This window comes from Streptomyces sp. NPDC033165, assembly GCF_055577965.1.
Genome location: NZ_JBVIPK010000005.1, coordinates 351790 through 369280, shown reverse-complemented (window position 1 = coordinate 369280; position 17491 = coordinate 351790). Strand labels below are relative to the sequence as shown.

At 71.8% G+C, this 17491-nt stretch carries 17 protein-coding genes; 9 read left to right on the top strand and 8 right to left on the bottom strand.

The window, feature by feature from the left end:
* Positions 1-168 precede the first annotated feature (168 nt).
* The 4 genes from ACZ5WC_RS15455 to ACZ5WC_RS15440 all read left to right on the top strand — a co-directional run bounded on the left by ACZ5WC_RS15455 (position 169) and on the right by ACZ5WC_RS15440 (position 4881).
* Complete coding sequence (locus ACZ5WC_RS15455) at positions 169-936, top strand: SDR family oxidoreductase (protein WP_468541261.1); 768 nt, start codon at positions 169-171, stop codon at positions 934-936.
* Positions 933-2615: a class I adenylate-forming enzyme family protein gene (locus ACZ5WC_RS15450; protein WP_468541260.1), complete on the top strand. Its 1683-nt coding sequence runs from the start codon at positions 933-935 to the stop codon at positions 2613-2615. Before ACZ5WC_RS15455 ends, ACZ5WC_RS15450 begins: the two co-directional genes overlap by 4 nt.
* A 49-nt stretch (positions 2616-2664) precedes the next feature.
* Positions 2665-3258 (top strand): TetR/AcrR family transcriptional regulator, encoded by a 594-nt coding sequence (locus tag ACZ5WC_RS15445; RefSeq protein ID WP_096627833.1) that lies wholly within the window; start codon positions 2665-2667, stop codon positions 3256-3258.
* Positions 3259-3543: 285 nt separating this feature from the next.
* Entirely contained in the window at positions 3544-4881 is a 1338-nt protein-coding gene (locus tag ACZ5WC_RS15440) for a M28 family metallopeptidase (protein WP_468541259.1), read from the top strand.
* 62 nt (positions 4882-4943) lie between these two features.
* Here ACZ5WC_RS15440 and ACZ5WC_RS15435 read toward each other — a convergent pair whose 3' ends face one another.
* Positions 4944-6158: an acyl-CoA dehydrogenase family protein gene (locus tag ACZ5WC_RS15435; protein ID WP_468541258.1), complete on the bottom strand. Its 1215-nt coding sequence runs from the start codon at positions 6156-6158 to the stop codon at positions 4944-4946.
* 6 nt (positions 6159-6164) lie between these two features.
* Positions 6165-7187 carry a phosphotransferase family protein gene (locus ACZ5WC_RS15430; RefSeq protein WP_468541257.1) on the bottom strand — a complete coding sequence of 341 codons (1023 nt, stop codon included), beginning with the start codon at positions 7185-7187 and terminating at the stop codon, positions 6165-6167.
* Positions 7188-7355: 168 nt separating this feature from the next.
* On the opposite strand from ACZ5WC_RS15430, the gene ACZ5WC_RS15425 reads away from it, so the two are divergent.
* On the top strand, positions 7356-8291 hold the full coding sequence (locus ACZ5WC_RS15425; protein ID WP_468541256.1) for an NADP-dependent oxidoreductase: 936 nt from the start codon (positions 7356-7358) through the stop codon (positions 8289-8291).
* A 21-nt stretch (positions 8292-8312) separates the two neighbouring features.
* Here ACZ5WC_RS15425 and ACZ5WC_RS15420 read toward each other — a convergent pair whose 3' ends face one another.
* Genes ACZ5WC_RS15420 through ACZ5WC_RS15410 form a run of 3 tightly spaced genes read right to left on the bottom strand, consistent with a single transcriptional unit; the run spans position 8313 to position 9558 of the window.
* The gene (locus ACZ5WC_RS15420; protein WP_468541255.1) at positions 8313-8627 is read right to left on the bottom strand and encodes a DUF202 domain-containing protein; all 315 of its coding nucleotides are present in this window, start codon (positions 8625-8627) and stop codon (positions 8313-8315) included.
* Positions 8624-9019: a YidH family protein gene (locus ACZ5WC_RS15415; protein ID WP_468541254.1), complete on the bottom strand. Its 396-nt coding sequence runs from the start codon at positions 9017-9019 to the stop codon at positions 8624-8626. The genes ACZ5WC_RS15420 and ACZ5WC_RS15415 overlap by 4 nt, the downstream gene beginning before the upstream one ends.
* Positions 9020-9048: 29 nt before the next feature.
* Positions 9049-9558 carry an NUDIX domain-containing protein gene (locus ACZ5WC_RS15410; protein WP_468541253.1) on the bottom strand — a complete coding sequence of 170 codons (510 nt, stop codon included), beginning with the start codon at positions 9556-9558 and terminating at the stop codon, positions 9049-9051.
* 117 nt (positions 9559-9675) lie between these two features.
* Here ACZ5WC_RS15410 and ACZ5WC_RS15405 point away from each other — a divergent pair, with 117 nt between their 5' ends.
* On the top strand, positions 9676-11337 hold the full coding sequence (locus tag ACZ5WC_RS15405; protein WP_468541252.1) for an FAD-binding dehydrogenase: 1662 nt from the start codon (positions 9676-9678) through the stop codon (positions 11335-11337).
* Between the two features lie 86 nt (positions 11338-11423).
* On the opposite strand, the gene ACZ5WC_RS15400 is transcribed toward ACZ5WC_RS15405, so the two are convergent.
* Complete coding sequence (locus tag ACZ5WC_RS15400) at positions 11424-11849, bottom strand: ASCH domain-containing protein (RefSeq protein ID WP_468541251.1); 426 nt, start codon at positions 11847-11849, stop codon at positions 11424-11426.
* Between the two features lie 204 nt (positions 11850-12053).
* Here ACZ5WC_RS15400 and ACZ5WC_RS15395 point away from each other — a divergent pair, with 204 nt between their 5' ends.
* Both ACZ5WC_RS15395 and ACZ5WC_RS15390 read left to right on the top strand, forming a co-directional pair.
* Positions 12054-13025, top strand: coding sequence for a hypothetical protein (locus ACZ5WC_RS15395; RefSeq protein WP_468541250.1), 972 nt, complete (start codon positions 12054-12056; stop codon positions 13023-13025).
* Positions 13026-13072: 47 nt separating this feature from the next.
* Positions 13073-14644 (top strand): APC family permease, encoded by a 1572-nt coding sequence (locus ACZ5WC_RS15390; protein ID WP_468541249.1) that lies wholly within the window; start codon positions 13073-13075, stop codon positions 14642-14644.
* Positions 14645-14723: 79 nt separating this feature from the next.
* Here ACZ5WC_RS15390 and ACZ5WC_RS15385 read toward each other — a convergent pair whose 3' ends face one another.
* Both ACZ5WC_RS15385 and ACZ5WC_RS15380 read right to left on the bottom strand, forming a co-directional pair.
* Positions 14724-16121 (bottom strand): GntP family permease, encoded by a 1398-nt coding sequence (locus ACZ5WC_RS15385; RefSeq protein ID WP_468541248.1) that lies wholly within the window; start codon positions 16119-16121, stop codon positions 14724-14726.
* An 11-nt stretch (positions 16122-16132) separates the two neighbouring features.
* Positions 16133-16642, bottom strand: coding sequence for a gluconokinase (locus ACZ5WC_RS15380; protein ID WP_468541247.1), 510 nt, complete (start codon positions 16640-16642; stop codon positions 16133-16135).
* 130 nt (positions 16643-16772) lie between these two features.
* Between ACZ5WC_RS15380 and ACZ5WC_RS15375 the strand changes: the two genes are divergently transcribed.
* Positions 16773-17474 (top strand): FadR/GntR family transcriptional regulator, encoded by a 702-nt coding sequence (locus ACZ5WC_RS15375; RefSeq protein WP_468541246.1) that lies wholly within the window; start codon positions 16773-16775, stop codon positions 17472-17474.
* Positions 17475-17491: the final 17 nt, after the last annotated feature.

Sequence of the window (17491 nt, the reverse complement as noted above, 5' to 3'; positions counted from 1 at the left end):
GCGGGACCAGCACGGAACGACCCGCGCCGCGCCGGTTCCCGAGCCCGCACTCCGGGCCCCGTCCTTCCCCCCTCCCGGCCCTTCCCCGGGTACATACCGACCGGTTAGTCTGCCGATGGCCGGCGGGACCGGCCGGACGGGACCGGGCGGGAGAGAGGCAGGACGGCGATGGATACGGTGCGGGGCGCGGGCGTGGTGGTCACCGGGGCCGGAGGCGGTATCGGAGCCGCTCTGGCCCGCAGGTTCGCCGCCGAGGGGGCGCGGGTCGTGGTCAACGACCTCGACCTCGGGCGGATCGAGCCGCTGGCGAAGGAGATCGGCGGCTCTGCCGTCGCCGGGGACGCCTCGGGTGTCGTGGACGCGGCCCGGGAGGCGCTGGGCGGCACGGTGGACGTCTACTGCGCCAACGCGGGCCTGGCCTCGCCCGGCGACGCGTTCGCCGACGAGGAGGTCTGGGCGGCGGCCTGGGACGTCAATGTCATGGCCCACGTCCGCGCGGCCAGGGCCCTGCTCCCCGAGTGGCTGGAGCGCGGCGGCGGCCGCTTCGTCACCACCGCATCCGCCGCCGGGCTGCTGACGATGATCGGCGCGGCTCCCTACAGCGTCACCAAGCACGGGGCGGTCGCCTTCGCCGAATGGCTCTCGCTGACCTACCGGCACCGGGGGATCAAGGTCCACGCGATCTGCCCGCAGGGCGTGCGGACCGACATGCTCACCGCCGCCGGTTCGGCCGGTGAACTGGTCCTCGCGCCCGGCGCCATCGAGCCGGAGGACGTCGCCGACGCGCTGTTCGACGCGATGGAGGCCGACCGCTTCCTGGTCCTGCCACACCCCGAGGTGGCCGGTTACTACCAGGCCCGGGCCGCCGACCCCGACCGCTGGATGGGCAGTATGAACCGCCTCCAGCAGAAGTGGGAGGAGGCGGGCGGAGCGTGAGCGACGTGGCCCCCGGCACCTCCCCCTACGCGGCCAAGCCCTGGCTCGCCCTGCTCAGCGAGGCCCAGCGCGCCCCCGTCACCCCGCCCCCGACCGTGCTGCACGCCTTCCGGACGGCCGTCGGCCGGGCCCCGGACCGTACGGCCCTGGCCTACTTCGACGGCCGCCTGAGCTACCGCGAGGCCGACACGCTCTCCGACTCGGTGGCCGGACACCTCGCCGCCCGGGGCCTGCGGCGCGGCGACCGGGTCGCGATCATGCTCCAGAACAGCCCGCACTTCGTCCTCGCCCTGCTCGGCGCGTGGAAGGCCGGGGCCACCGTCGTACCGCTCAACCCGATGTACAAGTCCGGCGAGGCCGGTCATGTCCTCGCGGACGCCGGGGTCACCGCGCTGGTCTGCTCGGACCGGGCCTGGGCGGCGTATCTGCGGGACACCGCGGCGGCGGCCCCGGACCTCACCATCGCTCTGACGGCCTGCGAGCTGGACCTCCAGAGCGTGAACGACCCCCGCGTCCTCGGCTTCGAACGCCTCCCCGCCCCCGGTCCCGACGACCTCGCCGAGGACCTGCTGACCGTCGCCCGCGCCGGGCACCCGGCTCCGGAGGGCAGGGAGCTCGCCGCCGCCGACGCCGCGCTGATCAGCTACACCTCCGGCACCAGCGGCACCCCCAAGGGCGCCGTGAACTCCCACGCCAACATCATGGTCAACGCCGAACGCCAGCGCGTCGGGCACCCGGTCCCCGAGGGTTCCGCCTACTTCGCGCTCGCCCCGCTCTTCCACATCACCGGCGTGGTCTGCCAGCTCTCCGCCTGCGTCACCAACGCGGGCACCCTCGTGCTGGCGTACCGCTTCGAGGCGGGGGTGGTCCTCGACGCCTTCGCCGCCCACCGCCCCGCCTACACGGTCGGGCCGTCCACCGCCTTCATGGCGCTGGCCGCGCACCCGGACGCCACTGCGGACCACTTCGCCTCGTTCCGGGTGATCTCCTCCGGCGGCGCACCGCTGCCGCCCGCGCTGGTGGAGAAGTTCCGCGCGGGCTTCGGCCCGTACATCCGCAACGGCTACGGACTCACCGAGTGCACCGCCCCCTGCGCCTCCGTACCGCCGCAGCACGAGGCTCCGGTCGACCCGCTCTCGGGCACCCTGTCCGTCGGAGTGCCCGGCCCCGACACCGTGGTACGGATTCTCGACGAGGAGGGGCGCGAGGTGCCCTTCGGGGAGCAGGGCGAGATCGCGGTGCGCGGCCCCCAGGTCGTCTCCGGCTACTGGAACCTCCCCGAGGCCACGGCCGCCGCCTTCCCGGACGGGGAGCTGCGCACCGGCGACATCGGGTTCATGGACGCGGCGGGCTGGCTGTACGTCGTCGACCGCAAGAAGGACATGATCAACGCCTCCGGGTTCAAGGTGTGGCCCCGCGAGGTGGAGGACGTCCTCCACACCCACCCGGCGGTACGCGAGGCGGCGGTCGTGGGCGTGCCGGACACGTACCGGGGGGAGACCGTCCGGGCCTACGTCAGCCTGCGTCCGGAAGCCTCCGTGGAACCGGACGAACTCGGTGCGTACTGCAAGGAACGGCTTGCCGCGTACAAGTATCCGCGCGAGGTGGTGATCCTGACCGAGCTGCCGAAGACGGCGAGTGGGAAGATCCTCAGGCGGGAACTGCGTTCCCCCCGTTAGAACGGCGTCGAAACAGCACGCGCACGGTACGAAAGGAAGGTGGCGGCTCATGGCCAAGGCGACGGACCAGAACGGCACTCCCGTCCCCCAACGGCTGCTGGCCGCCGCCACCCGGCTCTTCGCCGAGCGCGGGTACGACCGCACCTCGGTCCAGGAGATCGTCGAGGCGGCGGGCGTCACCAAGGGGGCGCTCTACCACTACTTCGGCTCCAAGGAGGACCTGCTCCAGGAGGTCTACGCCCGGGTGCTGCGGCTCCAGCAGGAGCGCCTGGACGCCTTCGCGGACGCCGACGCCCCCGTCGAGGAGCGGCTGCGCGACGCGGCGGCCGACGTGGTCGTGACGACCATCGACAACCTGGACGACGCGGCGATCTTCTTCCGCTCCATGCACCATCTGAGCCCGGAGAAGAACAAGCAGGTACGTGTGGAGCGCCGCCGCTACCACGAGCGGTTCCGGGCCCTGATCGAGGAGGGTCAGCGCAGCGGGGTCTTCTCCTCGGCCACCCCCGCCGACCTGGTCGTCGACTACCACTTCGGCTCGGTCCACCACCTCTCCACCTGGTACCGACCCGACGGCCCGCTCAGCCGCCAGGAGGTCGCCGACCACCTCGCGGACCTGCTGCTTCGGGCGCTGCGTCCGTAGGGCGGCTCACAGGGGAGACGATCCACTGGCCCGTTCCGCGCGGTGGGGTGAGTCTGGATCCATGAGGTATGTCCGGCCTCCGCCGGAGGCGCAGACGTTCACGGGCGAGAGTCTGTTCGTTAATAGAACGGACTTGTCCGGTTTCCGCTCTTGACGGAGTACTGTCATTTCCTTGAGCATCGGTCACGCATCGCGCACAGCCAGCTCCAGGACCCGGCCGGGCACCGTCCGGCCGGGTACCCCCCGCACGTTCCGTCAGTCCCCAACGGAATCCGGAGCCCGTGAATGAGACCGAACTGCTTCACCCTGCGCAGATCCCCGGCGGCCGTCGCCGCCGTCGCCCTCGCGGCCCTCCTCGCGACCGCCGCGCCCGCGGCGCAGGCGGCCGGGGCGACGACACCGGTGGCAGCCGCCGCCGCGGCCCCCGACATCCCCCTGGCCAACGTCAAGGCCCACCTCTCGCAGTTCTCGACGATCGCCGCGAACAACGGCGGCAACCGCGCCCACGGCCGCCCCGGCTACAAGGCGTCCGTCGACTACGTGAAGGCCGAGCTCGACGCGGCCGGATACACCACCACCGTCCAGCAGTTCACCTCCAACGGCGCCACCGGCTACAACCTCATAGCCGACTGGCCCGGCGGTGACCCGAACGAGGTCCTGATGGCCGGGGCGCACCTCGACTCCGTCTCCTCGGGCGCCGGGATCAACGACAACGCCTCCGGATCGGCGGCCGTGCTGGAGACCGCCCTCGCCGTCTCCCGCGCCGGGTACCAGCCCGACAAGCACCTGCGGTTCGCCTGGTGGGGCGCGGAGGAACTGGGCCTGGTCGGCTCCCGGTTCTACGTCAACAACCTGCCGTCCGCCGAGCGTTCCAAGCTCTCCGGCTACCTCAACTTCGACATGATCGGCTCGCCCAACGCCGGCTACTTCGTCTACGACGACGACCCGGTCATCGAGAAGGCCTTCAAGGACTACTTCGCGGGCCTGGGCGTCCCCACCGAGATCGAGACCGAGGGCGACGGCCGTTCCGACCACGCCCCGTTCAAGAGCGCGGGAGTCCCCGTCGGCGGGCTCTTCACCGGCGCCGGATACACCAAGTCCGCCGCCCAGGCCCAGAAGTGGGGCGGCACGGCGGGGCAGGCCTTCGACCGCTGCTACCACTCGTCCTGCGACAACCTGAGCAACATCAACGACACCGCCCTGAACCGGAACAGCGACGCCGCCGCCCACGCGATCTGGACCCTGTCCGCGGACTCCACGGGCGAACCGCCCGCGGACGACGTCTACACCAACCCCGCCCGGGTCGCCATCCCGGACGCCGGATCGGCCGTGACCTCCTCGATCGCGGTCTCCGGACGGACGGGCAACGCCCCGGCCGCACTCCAGGTGGGCGTGGACATCAAGCACACCTGGCGCGGTGACCTGGTCATCGACCTGCTGGCCCCGGACGGCACCGCCTACCGGCTGAAGAACCCCAGCAGCGGCGACTCGGCCGACAACGTCGTCGCGACGTACACGGTCAACGCCTCCGACAAGGCCGCCAACGGCGAATGGAAGCTCCGCGTCCAGGACGTCGCCCGGTACGACACCGGCTACATCGACGGCTGGAAGCTCACCTTCTGACCTCCGGCAGTCCGGGTCCGGCCCCCTTCCGCAGTCCCGCGGGAGGGGGCCGCGCCCCGCTCTCACACGTACCGCTTGATCTCCCGCCGGGCCAGCGACCGCTGGTGCACCTCGTCCGGCCCGTCCGCCAGCCGAAGTGTCCGCGCCGCCGCCCACAGCTCCGCCAGCGGGAAGTCCTGGCTGACCCCGCCCGCCCCGTGCAGCTGTACCGCGGAGTCCAGGATGTCCACGACCGCGCGCGGGGTGGCGATCTTGATGGCCTGGATCTCGGTGTGCGCGCCCTTGTTGCCCACCGTGTCCATCAGCCAGGCCGTCTTCAGCACCAGCAGCCGCAGCTGCTCCACCGTGACCCGGGCGTCCGCGATCCAGTTCCGTACGACGCCCTGCTGGGCCAGCGGCTTGCCGAACGCCGTACGTCCCACCGCGCGCCGGCACATCAGCTCGATGGCCCGCTCCGCCATCCCGATCAGCCGCATGCAGTGGTGGATGCGCCCCGGACCCAGCCGCGCCTGCGCGATGGCGAAGCCGCCGCCCTCCTCGCCGATCAGGTTCGCGGCGGGCACCCGTACGTCGTGGAAGACCACCTCGGCATGACCGCCGTGGGAGTGGTCCTCATAGCCGTACACCCGCATGGCGCGCCGCACTTCGAGGCCCGGGGCGTCGCGGGGGACCAGGATCATCGACTGCTGGCGGCGGATGTCGTCGCCGTCCGGGTCGGTCTTGCCCATCACGATGAAGACCGCGCAGTCCGGGTTCATCGCCCCGGAGATGTACCACTTGCGCCCGTTGATGACGTAGTCATCGCCTTCCCGGATCATCCGGGTCTCGATGTTCGTCGCGTCCGAGGACGCCACCTCCGGCTCCGTCATCGCGAACGCGGAACGGATCTCCCCGGCGAGCAGCGGCTCCAGCCACTGCTTCCTCTGCTCGTCGGTGCCGAACTGGAAGAGGACCTCCATGTTCCCGGTGTCCGGCGCCGCGCAGTTCAGCGCGGTCGGCGCGAGATGCGGGGAGCGCCCGGTGATCTCCGCGAGCGGCGCGTACTGGAGGTTCGTCAGCCCCGCCCCGTACTCCGCGTCCGGCAGGAAGAGGTTCCACAGCCCCTGCCGCCGGGCCTCGGCCTTCAGCTCGCCCACCACCGCCGGGGTGTCCCACGGCGAGGCCAGCAGCGCCCGCTGCTCCTCGGCGACCTGCTCCGCCGGATACACGTGCTCGTCCATGAAGGCGAGCAGCCGGGAACGCAGCTCCTCGGTACGGGCGTCGAATGCGAAGTCCATGGGTGTTCAGCCTTCCTGGAGGGTGGTGAGGCCGTGCTCGATGAAGACGGGGACGAGCTCGCCGATCCGGTCGAAGCCCGCGCCGACGGTCTGGCCGAGGGTGTAGCGGTAGTGGATGCCCTCCAGGATCACGGCGAGCTTGAACCACGCGAACGCCGTGTACCAGGAGATGGCGGAGGTGTCCCGGCCCGAGCGGGCGGCGTAGCGCTCGATCAGCTCGGCGGGGGCCGGGTGCCCGGCCGCGCCGCTGGTGGTGGAGACCGGGGAGCCGGCCAGACCGAGGTCGGAGCTGTACATCACGAGCAGCCCGAGGTCGGTCAGCGGATCGCCCAGTGTGGACATCTCCCAGTCCAGAACGGCCTTGATCCGGTCGTCGGAGCCCAGCAGCACGTTGTCCAGCCGGTAGTCGCCGTGGACGACGGCGGGGGCGGGGGAGGAGGGCAGCGCGCGGCCGAGGGAGGCGTGCAGCTCGTCGATGCCCGCCAGATCGCGGTTGCGGGAGGCGTCCAGCTGCTTGCCCCAGCGCCGCAGCTGCCGGTCCAGGAAGCCGTCCGGCCGCCCGAAGTCACCGAGCCCCACGGCCCCCGGGTCCACCGCGTGCAGATCGACCAGGGTGTCGACGAGCCCGAGGACCGCGGCCCGGGTGCGCTCGGGGCCCAGCGGGGCGAGCTGCTCGGCGGTGCGGTACGGGGTGCCTTCCACGTACTCCATGACGTAGAACGGCGCGCCGAGCACCGTCTCGTCCTCGCAGAGCAGCACCGGCTCCGGCACCGGGACGGCGGTGGGGTGCAGGGCGCTGATCACCCGGTGCTCGCGCCTCATGTCGTGCGCGGTGGCCAGGACGTGCCCGAGCGGAGGCCTGCGCACCACCCACCGGCCCGTCCCGTCGCCGACGACGTACGTGAGGTTCGAGCGGCCGCCCTCGATCAGCCGCGCTTCGAGGGGCCCGCTCACCAGCCCGGGGCGCTCGCGGTCGAGGTGTCCGCGCAGCTGCTCGGGGTCGATGCCTGGTGGGGGGACGGGACTCATGGGGCGCACCTCCGGGGCGACAGAACGAACGCCCACCATGATGCCGACCAGTCGGTATGTCGTCCAGTGCCTGCGCCGCCGGTTATCGGGGAGGGCCCGCTTCCGCCGCTCCCCGTGGGGGCGCGGCCCTGAGTTGCGCCATCGCTGACCTGCGCGGAAGGTCGAGGAATGAAGGCGATCAGCTATAACGCGTACGGCTCGGCCGACGTCCTGGAGTACGGCGAGCGGCCCGACCCCAAGGTCGGCCCCGACTCGGTCCTGGTGAAGGTACGGGCCGCCGCCGTCAACCCGGTCGACTGGAAGGCCCGCGAGGGCTACCTCCAGGGCGCCCTCGAAGCCGTCTTCCCGGTGATCCCCGGCTGGGACGTCTCCGGGGTCGTCGTGCAACCCGGCGTCGCCGTCGACGAGTTCGCGGTGGGCGACGAGGTCATCGGCTACGTACGCGAGGACTTCCTCTCGCGCGGCACGTTCGCCGAGTACGTCGCCGCCCCCGTGCGCACCCTCGCCCGCAAGCCGCTGAGCCTGAGCTTCGAGGAGGCCGCAGGCCTGCCGCTGGCCGGGCTGACCGCGTACCAGGTGCTGCACCGCACCCTGAAGGTCCGCGACGGCGACACCGTTCTGGTCCACGCGGCGGCGGGTGGCGTCGGATCGCTCGCCGTCCAGATCGCCCGGCACACCGGCTGCCGGGTCATCGGCACCGCGAGCCCCCGCAACCACGACCATCTGCGCAGCCTCGGCGCGGAGCCGGTGGAGTACGGCGAGGGGCTCGTCGACCGGCTGCGGGAGCTGGTCCCCGAGGGCTTCGACGCCGCCTTCGACACGGTGGGCGGCGACGCTCTGCGCGCCTCCGCCGACACCCTCGCCCCCGGCGGGCGGCTCGCCTCCATCGCGGACAGCGAGGTCTTCTCCTACGGTGGCCGCTACGCCTTCGTCCGCCCCGACGCGAACGATCTGGCCCAGGTCGCGGAGCTGGCCGAACGGGGCATCGTCACCGTCCATGTGGACCGGGTGTTCCCGTTGGAGCAGGCCGCCGAGGCGTACCGGCTCAACGAGGAGGGGCGGACCCGGGGGAAGATCGTGGTGACGGTGGACTGGGACGCCTGAGGCTTCCTCGGCCCAGGAGCCTCAGAACAGCATCGCCGCCGCGAACCCCGCCAGCGCAACCGTGCACAGCGCCGTCAGCAGCGCCCCGCTGGGCGCGAGCGGCTCCGGACGCGCCACGCCCATGTGCACCACCCTCCGGTGCGCCACCACCAGCAACCCCAGCCAGGCCAGCGCGCAGAGCGCCACCGCGAGCAGCGCGGCCGGGGTCGCACCGCTGTGCGACGCCTGCCGCACGGCGAGCAGCGCGACCACGGTGGCGGAGAGCGTGGTACGCCGCCAGGCCAGCCGGGTCCGCTCGGGCTGGAGCCCCGGGTCCCGGTCCCCTGCCGCCGTCACCGGCCCTCCCAGCCGAAGAGGACCACCACCACCATCGCCACGGCGACGACGGCGACCGCGAGTGACAGCAGCGTCGGAAAGCGGGACACCGGCAGATCCTCGCCCCGGCGCATCGCCCGCTCGCACCGCGCCCAGTGGTTGACCGCCCGCAGCGCGCACAGCACCCCGGCGGCCAGCAGCCCGAGCGCGAGGCCCGCCCGGACGCCCCACACCAGCTCCGGCAGGAACTGGTCGACGGCGAAACCCCCGGCGATCAGGGCCAGAGCCGTCCGGATCCAGGCGAGGAACGTCCGCTCGTTGGCCAGCGAGAACCGGTAGTCGGGGGTGTTCCCCTCCTCCCGGACGCGCTGCGGCGCGAACCACAGCCGTATGCTCTGCGCGATCTTCTTCACACGGGCACCTTAGGGGATCTCGTCCACGTTCAGACGGACCGGAACTTCCGCAGCCGGCGGTACGCCTCAAGGCCGTCGGGTACCCAGGCCCACTCGCCGAGCCGCCGTTCCAGCTCCGCGTCGTCGAGGAACGCGTGCCAGGCCACCTCCTCGGCCTGCGGCACCACCGGAAGCTCGCAGCGCACCTGGTAGACGGCGGACCACCAGGTGTGCTCGGCACCGGCGTACAGGAACCGGAACAGCGGCTCGGGCTTAGGCAGCCCCGACACCCCCAACTCCTCCTCGGCCTCGCGCAGCGCCGCCTCGTCGTACGACTCGCCCGCTCCCACGACCCCGCCGACGAACATGTCGTAGCGGGAGGGGAAGACCAGCTTCGTGGGCGTGCGGCGGTGCACGAAGACCCGCCCCTCGGCGTCACGCGCCTCGATGAACACGCAGCGGTGGCGCAGCCCCCGAGCGGTCGCCTCACCGCGCGGGGCCTGCCCGATGACCTCGTCGTTCTCGTCGACGATGTCCAGGATCTCGTCGGAAGGCGTCATGCGCCCATCCAACCGCACCCGGGTGGTTGACGTGGCACCGGCGGGTACCGAAGATCTGACGCACGGGTAACTTGAACGTTTCGCCGCCCCTGAGCCTCCCCGAACAGGATGGAACCCATGGCGTACGACGCTGATGTGATCGTGATCGGGGCAGGACTCGCGGGGCTCGTGGCCACGGCCGAACTGGTCGACGCCGGACGCTCGGTGATCCTCCTCGACCAGGAGCCCGAGCAGTCCATCGGCGGTCAGGCGCACTGGTCCTTCGGCGGTCTCTTCCTCGTCGACTCGCCCGAGCAGCGCCGGCTGCGCATCAAGGACAGCCGGGAGCTGGCCCTCCAGGACTGGTACGGCACGGCGGGCTTCGACCGCGAGGAGGAGGACCGCTGGCCGCGCAGGTGGGCCGAGGCGTACGTGGACTTCGCCGCCGGAGAGAAGCGGTCCTGGCTGCACCAGCAGGGGCTGCGGATCTTCCCGGTCGTCGGCTGGGCGGAGCGCGGCGGCTACGACGCCACCGGGCACGGCAACTCCGTACCCCGCTTCCACATCACCTGGGGCACCGGCCCCGGGGTCGTCGCCCCCTTCGAACGGCGGGTGCGCGAGGGCGTCGCCAAGGGGCTCGTCCGGCTGAGGTTCCGCCACCGGGTCACCGGCCTCGCCCGCACGGCCGGGGCGCTCGACACGGTCACCGGGGAGATCCTGGAGCCCAGCGGGGCCGAGCGCGGCACCGCGAGCAGCCGGGAGGCCACCGGCTCCTTCGAGCTGAAGGCCCAGGCGGTGATCGTCACCTCCGGCGGCATCGGCGGCAACCACGACCTGGTCCGCGCCCAGTGGCCGAAGCGCCTCGGCACCCCGCCGGAGAAGATGCTCTCCGGGGTCCCCGCCCATGTCGACGGGCTGATGCTCGGGATCGCCGAGAAGGCGGGTGCCCACCACATCAACAGCGACCGGATGTGGCACTACACCGAGGGCATCGAGAACTGGCACCCGATCTGGGCCAGGCACGGCATCCGCATCCTGCCCGGCCCCTCGTCCCTCTGGCTGGACGCGCGCGGCAAGCGGCTGCCGGTCCCGCTCTTCCCCGGCTTCGACACGCTCGGCACGCTCGAACACATCATGGGCTCGGGCCACGGCTACACCTGGTTCGTCCTCAACCAGCGCATCATCGGCAAGGAGTTCGCGCTCTCCGGCTCAGAGCAGAACCCGGACCTGACCGGCAAGTCGGTCCGCGACGTGATCGGCCGGGCCCGCGCGGACGTGCCCGCACCGGTGAAGGCGTTCATGGACAACGGCGTGGACTTCGTCGTCGAGAAGGACCTCGCGGCCCTGGTCCGGGGCATGAACGCGTTGACCGGCGACGGCCTGATCGACGCTGAGGAGCTCCGCCGCCAGATCACCGCCCGCGACCGTGAGATCGCCAACCCGTTCACCAAGGACCTCCAGGTCACCGCGATCCACGGCGCCCGCGCCTACCTCGGCGACCGCCTCATCCGCACCGCCAGACCCCACCGCATCCTGGACCCGGCGGCGGGCCCCCTCATCGCCGTACGCCTGAGCATCCTGACCCGCAAGTCCCTGGGCGGTCTGGAGACGGACCTGTCCTCCCGCGTCCTGACCCCCGAGGGCACCCCGCTGCCCGGCCTGTACGCGGCGGGCGAGGCGGCGGGCTTCGGCGGTGGCGGAGTCCACGGCTACCGCTCCCTGGAAGGCACGTTCCTGGGCGGCTGCATCTTCTCGGGCAGGGCGGCGGGCCGGGCCGCGGCGGAGGCGGTCACCTTCTGAACCCCTCCCGCGGGCCACGGCACGGGCGGCCGATTCAAGCCTCTCCGGGCCATGGGGGAGCGGGGGCCGGGGCAGGGCCCCGGTACTCACCCCAGCCGCTCGACCACGCGAAACCGCTCCGCCACGATCAGCGTCTCGTCGTTCACCGTGAACGACGGATCGCCCAGCGCCTCCCGCATCTCCGCGCTGTGCCAGAACGCCTCGTGCCCCGCCCGCCACTCGGCCACCGACGTGTATCCCTCGCCCTCGTCCAGCGCATGCTGCAGATCCACCTCCCCGAGCGGCAGCACCCGTACGCCGGTCACCTCCAGCACCGCCACCTCCCGCCCTTGCGAGTCGATCAGCGCGGACCGTTCGCCCACGGGGGGAAGCTCTTCCTGCTCCCGCTCGTACTCGGCCAGCAGCCCGGAGGTGGACACCTTCTCGCCGGACAGGACCGCTGCCACCAGCTGGTCGCGCAGCGGCCCGGGAAAGGCGAGGAGGTAGGGGCTGAGAGGTTCGCGAGGTTCCATTCCCCCAGTGTGTCAGGCGCCACTCCGTGCCCGCCTGCCCTGCCCGCACGCTGTGCGAACGGCTCGCCCGGCGGGATGACTTCCAGCCAACTATCCGGAGAGCGAGCTGAGTTGACGCAAGGCTGCCCTTGACGCGGGGCCTTGCCTACCGCTTGGCTGTGCGCGATCATCCGCTCGCACACCGCGTCGAAGGAAGTCTGCGGCATGTCCCCGCCTCCGCCGCCCCTGGGCCGCTCCCGCCGTCGGGGCAGCCGCTCGGACCGCGCCTTCGACCCCGCCCTCGACGACGGCGAACTCATCGCCGCCCGCGACCGGTTCACCCAGGGGAGATGGTCCGAGGCCCGCGCCCTTCTCGTGGCCACCGGGCCGGACTGGGACCGCCGCGGACATCGTTGCCTCGCCCTCGCCGGGACCCCGTCCGCCGTCGACTGGGCCGGTGACTGGCTGCTCGTCGAGCCCGAGAGCGCCGACGCCGCCACGCTGCTGGGCTGCGCCGCCGTCACCCGGGCCCTGCGTCCCAAGGCCAGGCCCGCCGACGCCGTCCGCGCCCGGGAAGCCTGTCTGGCCGCGGCCCGGATCACCCCCGAGGACCCCACCCCCTGGCTGGCGCTGCTCCTGCTGGACCGGGGGCGCGAGGGCGGCGGTGACGAGTGCGGCAGGCTCTTCGAGGAAGTGCGCTCCCGGCACCCCGACCACCACCACGCCCACCACCTGATGACCGGTCTGCTGGCCGAAAGCAGCCCCGAGAGCGGTCAGGACCCGCTCCACGAGGTGTACGACTTCGCCGCCTGGGCCGCCGAACAGGCCCCCGCCGACTCCCCGCTGGCCGTTCTCCCGGTCGTCGCCCACGCCGAGCGCTACCGGGTCCTGGCCGCCGCGGGCATCGAGCCCGACGACCCGGTGGCGTCCGGCCACTGGTCGGGGCGCCGGGCCCGCCAGGTGATGAAGGCCGCCTTCGACTGGTGGCTGGAGTGGGAGCGCGAGGACCACCCGCGCCACCGCATCGACCTCAACTTCCTGGCCCACGCCAAGGTCTGCGAGGGCCGGGCCGCCGAGGCCGCCGCACTGTTCCACCGCATCGGCCCGCATGCCACCGCCGCCCCCTGGTCGTACTCCGGCCGCGAGCCCCACGACGCGTTCGCCGCCGCGCGGGCGTACGCACTCGGCACCCCCTGACGCACGTCGCACCCATCGCCACCACCGAAGAAGGGACCACCCCCGCCATGTCGACGGGCAGTTCGTTTTCCAGCGAGACCGCCACCACGAAGGTGGCGGCCGATACCGGCGGGATCAACACCTACAAGGGCGAGGAACGCGCCCTGCGCGCGAACCGGCTCGGCACCTCCGGCCTGCTCCTCTCGGTGGTCGCCGCCAGCGCCCCCCTGATGGTCGTCGCCGGGGTGATGCCCACGGTGTTCGGCGTGATGGGCATCGTCGGCCAGCCTCTCCTCTACATCATCCTCGGCATCGTCCTGATGCTGTTCGGCTTCGGTTACGCCGAGATGAGCCGGCACGTCCACAACGCGGGCGCCTTCTACGCCTACATCGCCCGCGGCCTCGGCCCGACCGCCGGCGCCGGCGCCTCGCTCGTGGCGCTGGTGGCGTACAGCGCGATGCAGGTCGGCATCTACGGCATCCTCGGCTTCGAGGTCTCCGTCATCTTCGCCACGTACCTCGACATCGAGGTGGTGTGGTGGATACCGGCCCTGGTCTCGGCGGCCGTCGTCGGCGTCCTCGGCTGGCTGAAGATCGACCTCAATGCCAAGGTGCTCGGTGTGCTGCTGGTCATCGAGTGCGCGCTCGTCGTGATCTTCGACATCGCCGCCGTGAGCAAGCCGGGCCCCGAGGGCCTGTCGCTGCACGCCTTCAACCCCGAGACCCTGACCGGCGTGGGCCTCGGCACCGCCCTCTGCTTCTGCATCGCCGCGTTCGTCGGCTTCGAGCAGGCCCCGGTGTACGCGGAGGAGACCAGCCGCCCGCAGGTCGTCGTGTCCCGGGTGATGTTCCTCGCCGTGGGCTACGCCGCGCTGTTCCTGGCGATCAGCTCCTGGGCGCTGACCGTCGCCGCCGGGCCCGGCTCCATCGCCGACTCCTCCCTCAAGGAGGGCCCCGGCCTGCTGTTCGGACTCACCGAGGAGCGGCTCGGCTCCACCTTCACCGACGTCCTGCACATCCTCTTCGTCACCGGGATGTTCGCGGCGCTCCTCAGCTTCCACAACGTCGTCGCCCGCTACGCGTTCGCGATGGGCCGCGAGGGTCTGCTGCCCGCCCGCTTCGGCCGTACCAACCGGGCGAGCGGCGCCCCCGGCACCGGCTCGCTGCTCCAGTCCGGCGTCTCCGTGGTGATCGTGCTGGCCTTCGCCCTCACCGACGACAACCCGGTCGGTGACCCCGCCGTCCCCGTCCTGCGGCTCTTCACCTGGATGGGCAACGTCGGGGCGCTCGGCGTGATCCTGCTGATGGCAGCGGCCTCCTTCGCCGTCATCGCCTTCTTCGTCAAGCGCGGCGCGGGCCGGGCCCAGGCCCCGCGCCTGGTCGCCTCCGGCCTCGCCGGACTCGCGCTCCTGTCGATCGCCGTCTTCACCGTCCGCGACTTCGACGTGCTGGTCGGCACCGGCCCCGGGTCCGCCCTCAGCTGGCTGCTGCCCGGGGTGATCGCCCTCGCGCTCGTGGGCGGTCTCGTGTACGGAACGGTCCTGCGTTCGGTCAAGCCCGAGGTGCACGCCCGTATCGGCCTCGGCAACGAGGCGTTCCGGCTGGAGAAGGCGGCCGAGAGCGAGTCCGCCGACCGCTGAACACCCCGTACGTACGCCGTGTGCCCGCCGCGGAGGAGATCCGGGGCGGGCACACGGCGTACCGGGCTGTACGGGACCGCTACAGCAACAGCGACAGCGGCAGGATGAAGGCGATCGCCACGACGGAGATGATCGTCTCCATCACCGACCAGGTCTTCACGGTCTGGCCGACGTCCATCCCGAAGTACTCCTTCACCAGCCAGAACCCGGCGTCGTTCACATGGCTGAAGAAGAGCGAACCGGCGCCGACCGCCAGCACCAGCAGGGCCGTGTGCGAGGTCGGCATGCCGGCCGCGAGCGGGGCGACCAGACCGGCGGCGGAGATGGTGGCGACCGTGGCCGAACCGGTGGCGAGGCGGATCGCGACGGCGATCAGCCAGCCGAGCAGCAGGGCGGGGACCGACCAGTTCTCGGAGAAGTCCAGGATCATCTGCCCCACCCCGGCGTCGATCAGCGTCTGCTTGAAGCCACCGCCCGCGCCGACGATCAGCAGGATCCCGGCGATCGGGGCGAGCGACCTCTCCACCGTCCCGGCGAGCCGGCCCCTGGTGAACCCGGCGGCCCGGCCGAGGGTGAACATGCCGAGGAGTACGGCGGCGAGCAGCGCGATCAGCGGCGAACCGATCACATCGGTGATCCGCTGGACGCTGTTCGCGGGGTCGTCCGCCACGATCTCGACGAGCGCCTTGAGCAGCATCAGCACGACCGGCAGCAGGATCGTCACCAGGGTGGCGCCGAAGCCCGGGCGCCGGTCCAGCTCCTCGGACGGGCGCTGCGGGATCATCTTCTCCGGCGGCTCGATGTCCACCCAGCGCGCGGCGTAGCGGGAGAAGACCGGCCCGGCGATGATCACTGTCGGGACGGCGACCAGCACACCGAGCGCCAGCGTCACACCGAGGTTGGCGTCCAGGGCGTCGATGGCGACCAGCGGGCCGGGGTGCGGCGGTATGAGTCCGTGCATCACGGAGAGCCCGGCCAGTGCCGGGATGCCGATCCGCATCAGGGAGAAGTTGCCGCGCTTGGCGACGAGCAGCACCACCGGGATCATCAGCACGATCCCGACCTCGAAGAAGAGCGGCAGACCGATGATCGAGGCGATGAGGACCATCGCCCACGGCATGGCCCCCCGGCTCGCCCTCGCCAGGATGGTGTCGACGATCTGGTCCGCCCCGCCGGAGTCGGCGAGCAGCTTGCCCAGGATGGCGCCGAGCGCGATGAGGACGCCCACGCTCGCGACGGTGGAGCCGAGGCCCGCGGTGAAACTGGCGATCGTGTCGGCCGGTGCCGCCCCGGCGAAGGAGCCGAGCGCCAGCGAACCGATGGTCAGCGCCAGGAACGCGTGCATCTTCAGCTTGGTGATCAGGAGAACGATGACGGCGATGCCCGCCAGTACGGCGATGCCCAACTGCGCGTTGCCTGCCGAGGTGATCGGTTCGGCGGCGTCCGCTGCCAGCATCTCGACGCTGAGACTGGTCACGGTGGTGGTCCTTAGTCTTCGAGTCGGCGCAGCGCGGCGACGGCTCGCTGGGTGATGTCCTCAGGAGTGCCGGACACGTCGACGCTCACCCCGGCCTCGTCGGTCTGGAGCGGCTGCAACGTCGAGAACTGGGAGTCGAGCAGAGCGGTGGGCATGAAGTGGCCCTTGCGGTCCGCCATCCGTTCCTCGATCAGCGCCCGGTCACCGGTCAGATGCAGGAAGACGGCGTGCGGGGCCCCCTCCCGCAGCCGGTCGCGGTAGACCCGCTTGAGCGCGGAGCTGGAGACGACCCCGCCGAGCCCCGCCCGCCCGTGCGCCCATGCACCGATGGCGTCCAGCCAGGGCCGGCGGTCGTCGTCGTCCAGGGGGATGCCGGCCGACATCTTGGCGATGTTCGCCGGGGGATGGAAGTCGTCGCCCTCGGCGTACGGAACGCCGAGTTCGGCGGCGAGCAGGGGACCGATCGTGGTCTTGCCGGTTCCTGCTACGCCCATCACCACGACGACGTGGGGGGTGCTCATGGGTGCCTCGCTGTCTTCTTCGACATCGGTCCGTCGCGCTACTGAAACCCATTAGGTACGACGTATTCAAGAGTCTGTGATGTAAACGTCGTACTTTTTCTTCCCGGGGGCCTCCCCGTAGGCTTGACCCATGACCACACAGAGCCAGGGGCTGCATACACATGTGCTGGACACCCTGGGTCTGGAGATCTCCTCCGGCCAGTGCCCGCCCGGCAGCGTGCTGCGCACCGACGAGCTCGCCCAGCGCTTCGACGTCTCCCGTACGGTCGTCCGCGAAGTGGTCCGGGTCCTGGAATCCATGCACCTGGTCGAGTCCCGCCGCCGGGTCGGGGTGACCGTCCGCCCCACCGAGGCCTGGAACGTCTACGACCCCCAGGTCATCCGCTGGCGCCTGGCCGGCTCCGACCGCCCCCGCCAGCTGCGCTCCCTCACCGTGCTGCGCTCCGCGATCGAACCGGTCGCCGCCTCTCTCGCCGCCCGCCACGCCACCGCCGAACAGTGCGCCGAGCTCACCGAGCGAGCCCTCAGCATGGTCGCCACCTCACGCGGCGGGCAACTGGAGGGCTATCTCGAACACGACATCGCCTTCCACCGGATCGTCCTCAACGCCTCCGGCAACGAGATGTTCGCCCGGCTCGGGGACGTCGTCGCCGAGGTGCTCGCGGGCCGCACCCACCACCAGGTCATGTTCGAGGACCCCGACCCGGCTGCCGTCACCCTGCACGTCCGGCTCGCCGAGGCGGTCCGCGAGGGCGACCCGGAGGCCGCCGAACGGATCACCAAGGAGATCGCCGCCGGCGCCCTGCACGAGCTGGACGTGCTCGCCCCGTAGGCGCTCTCCGGCAGCCC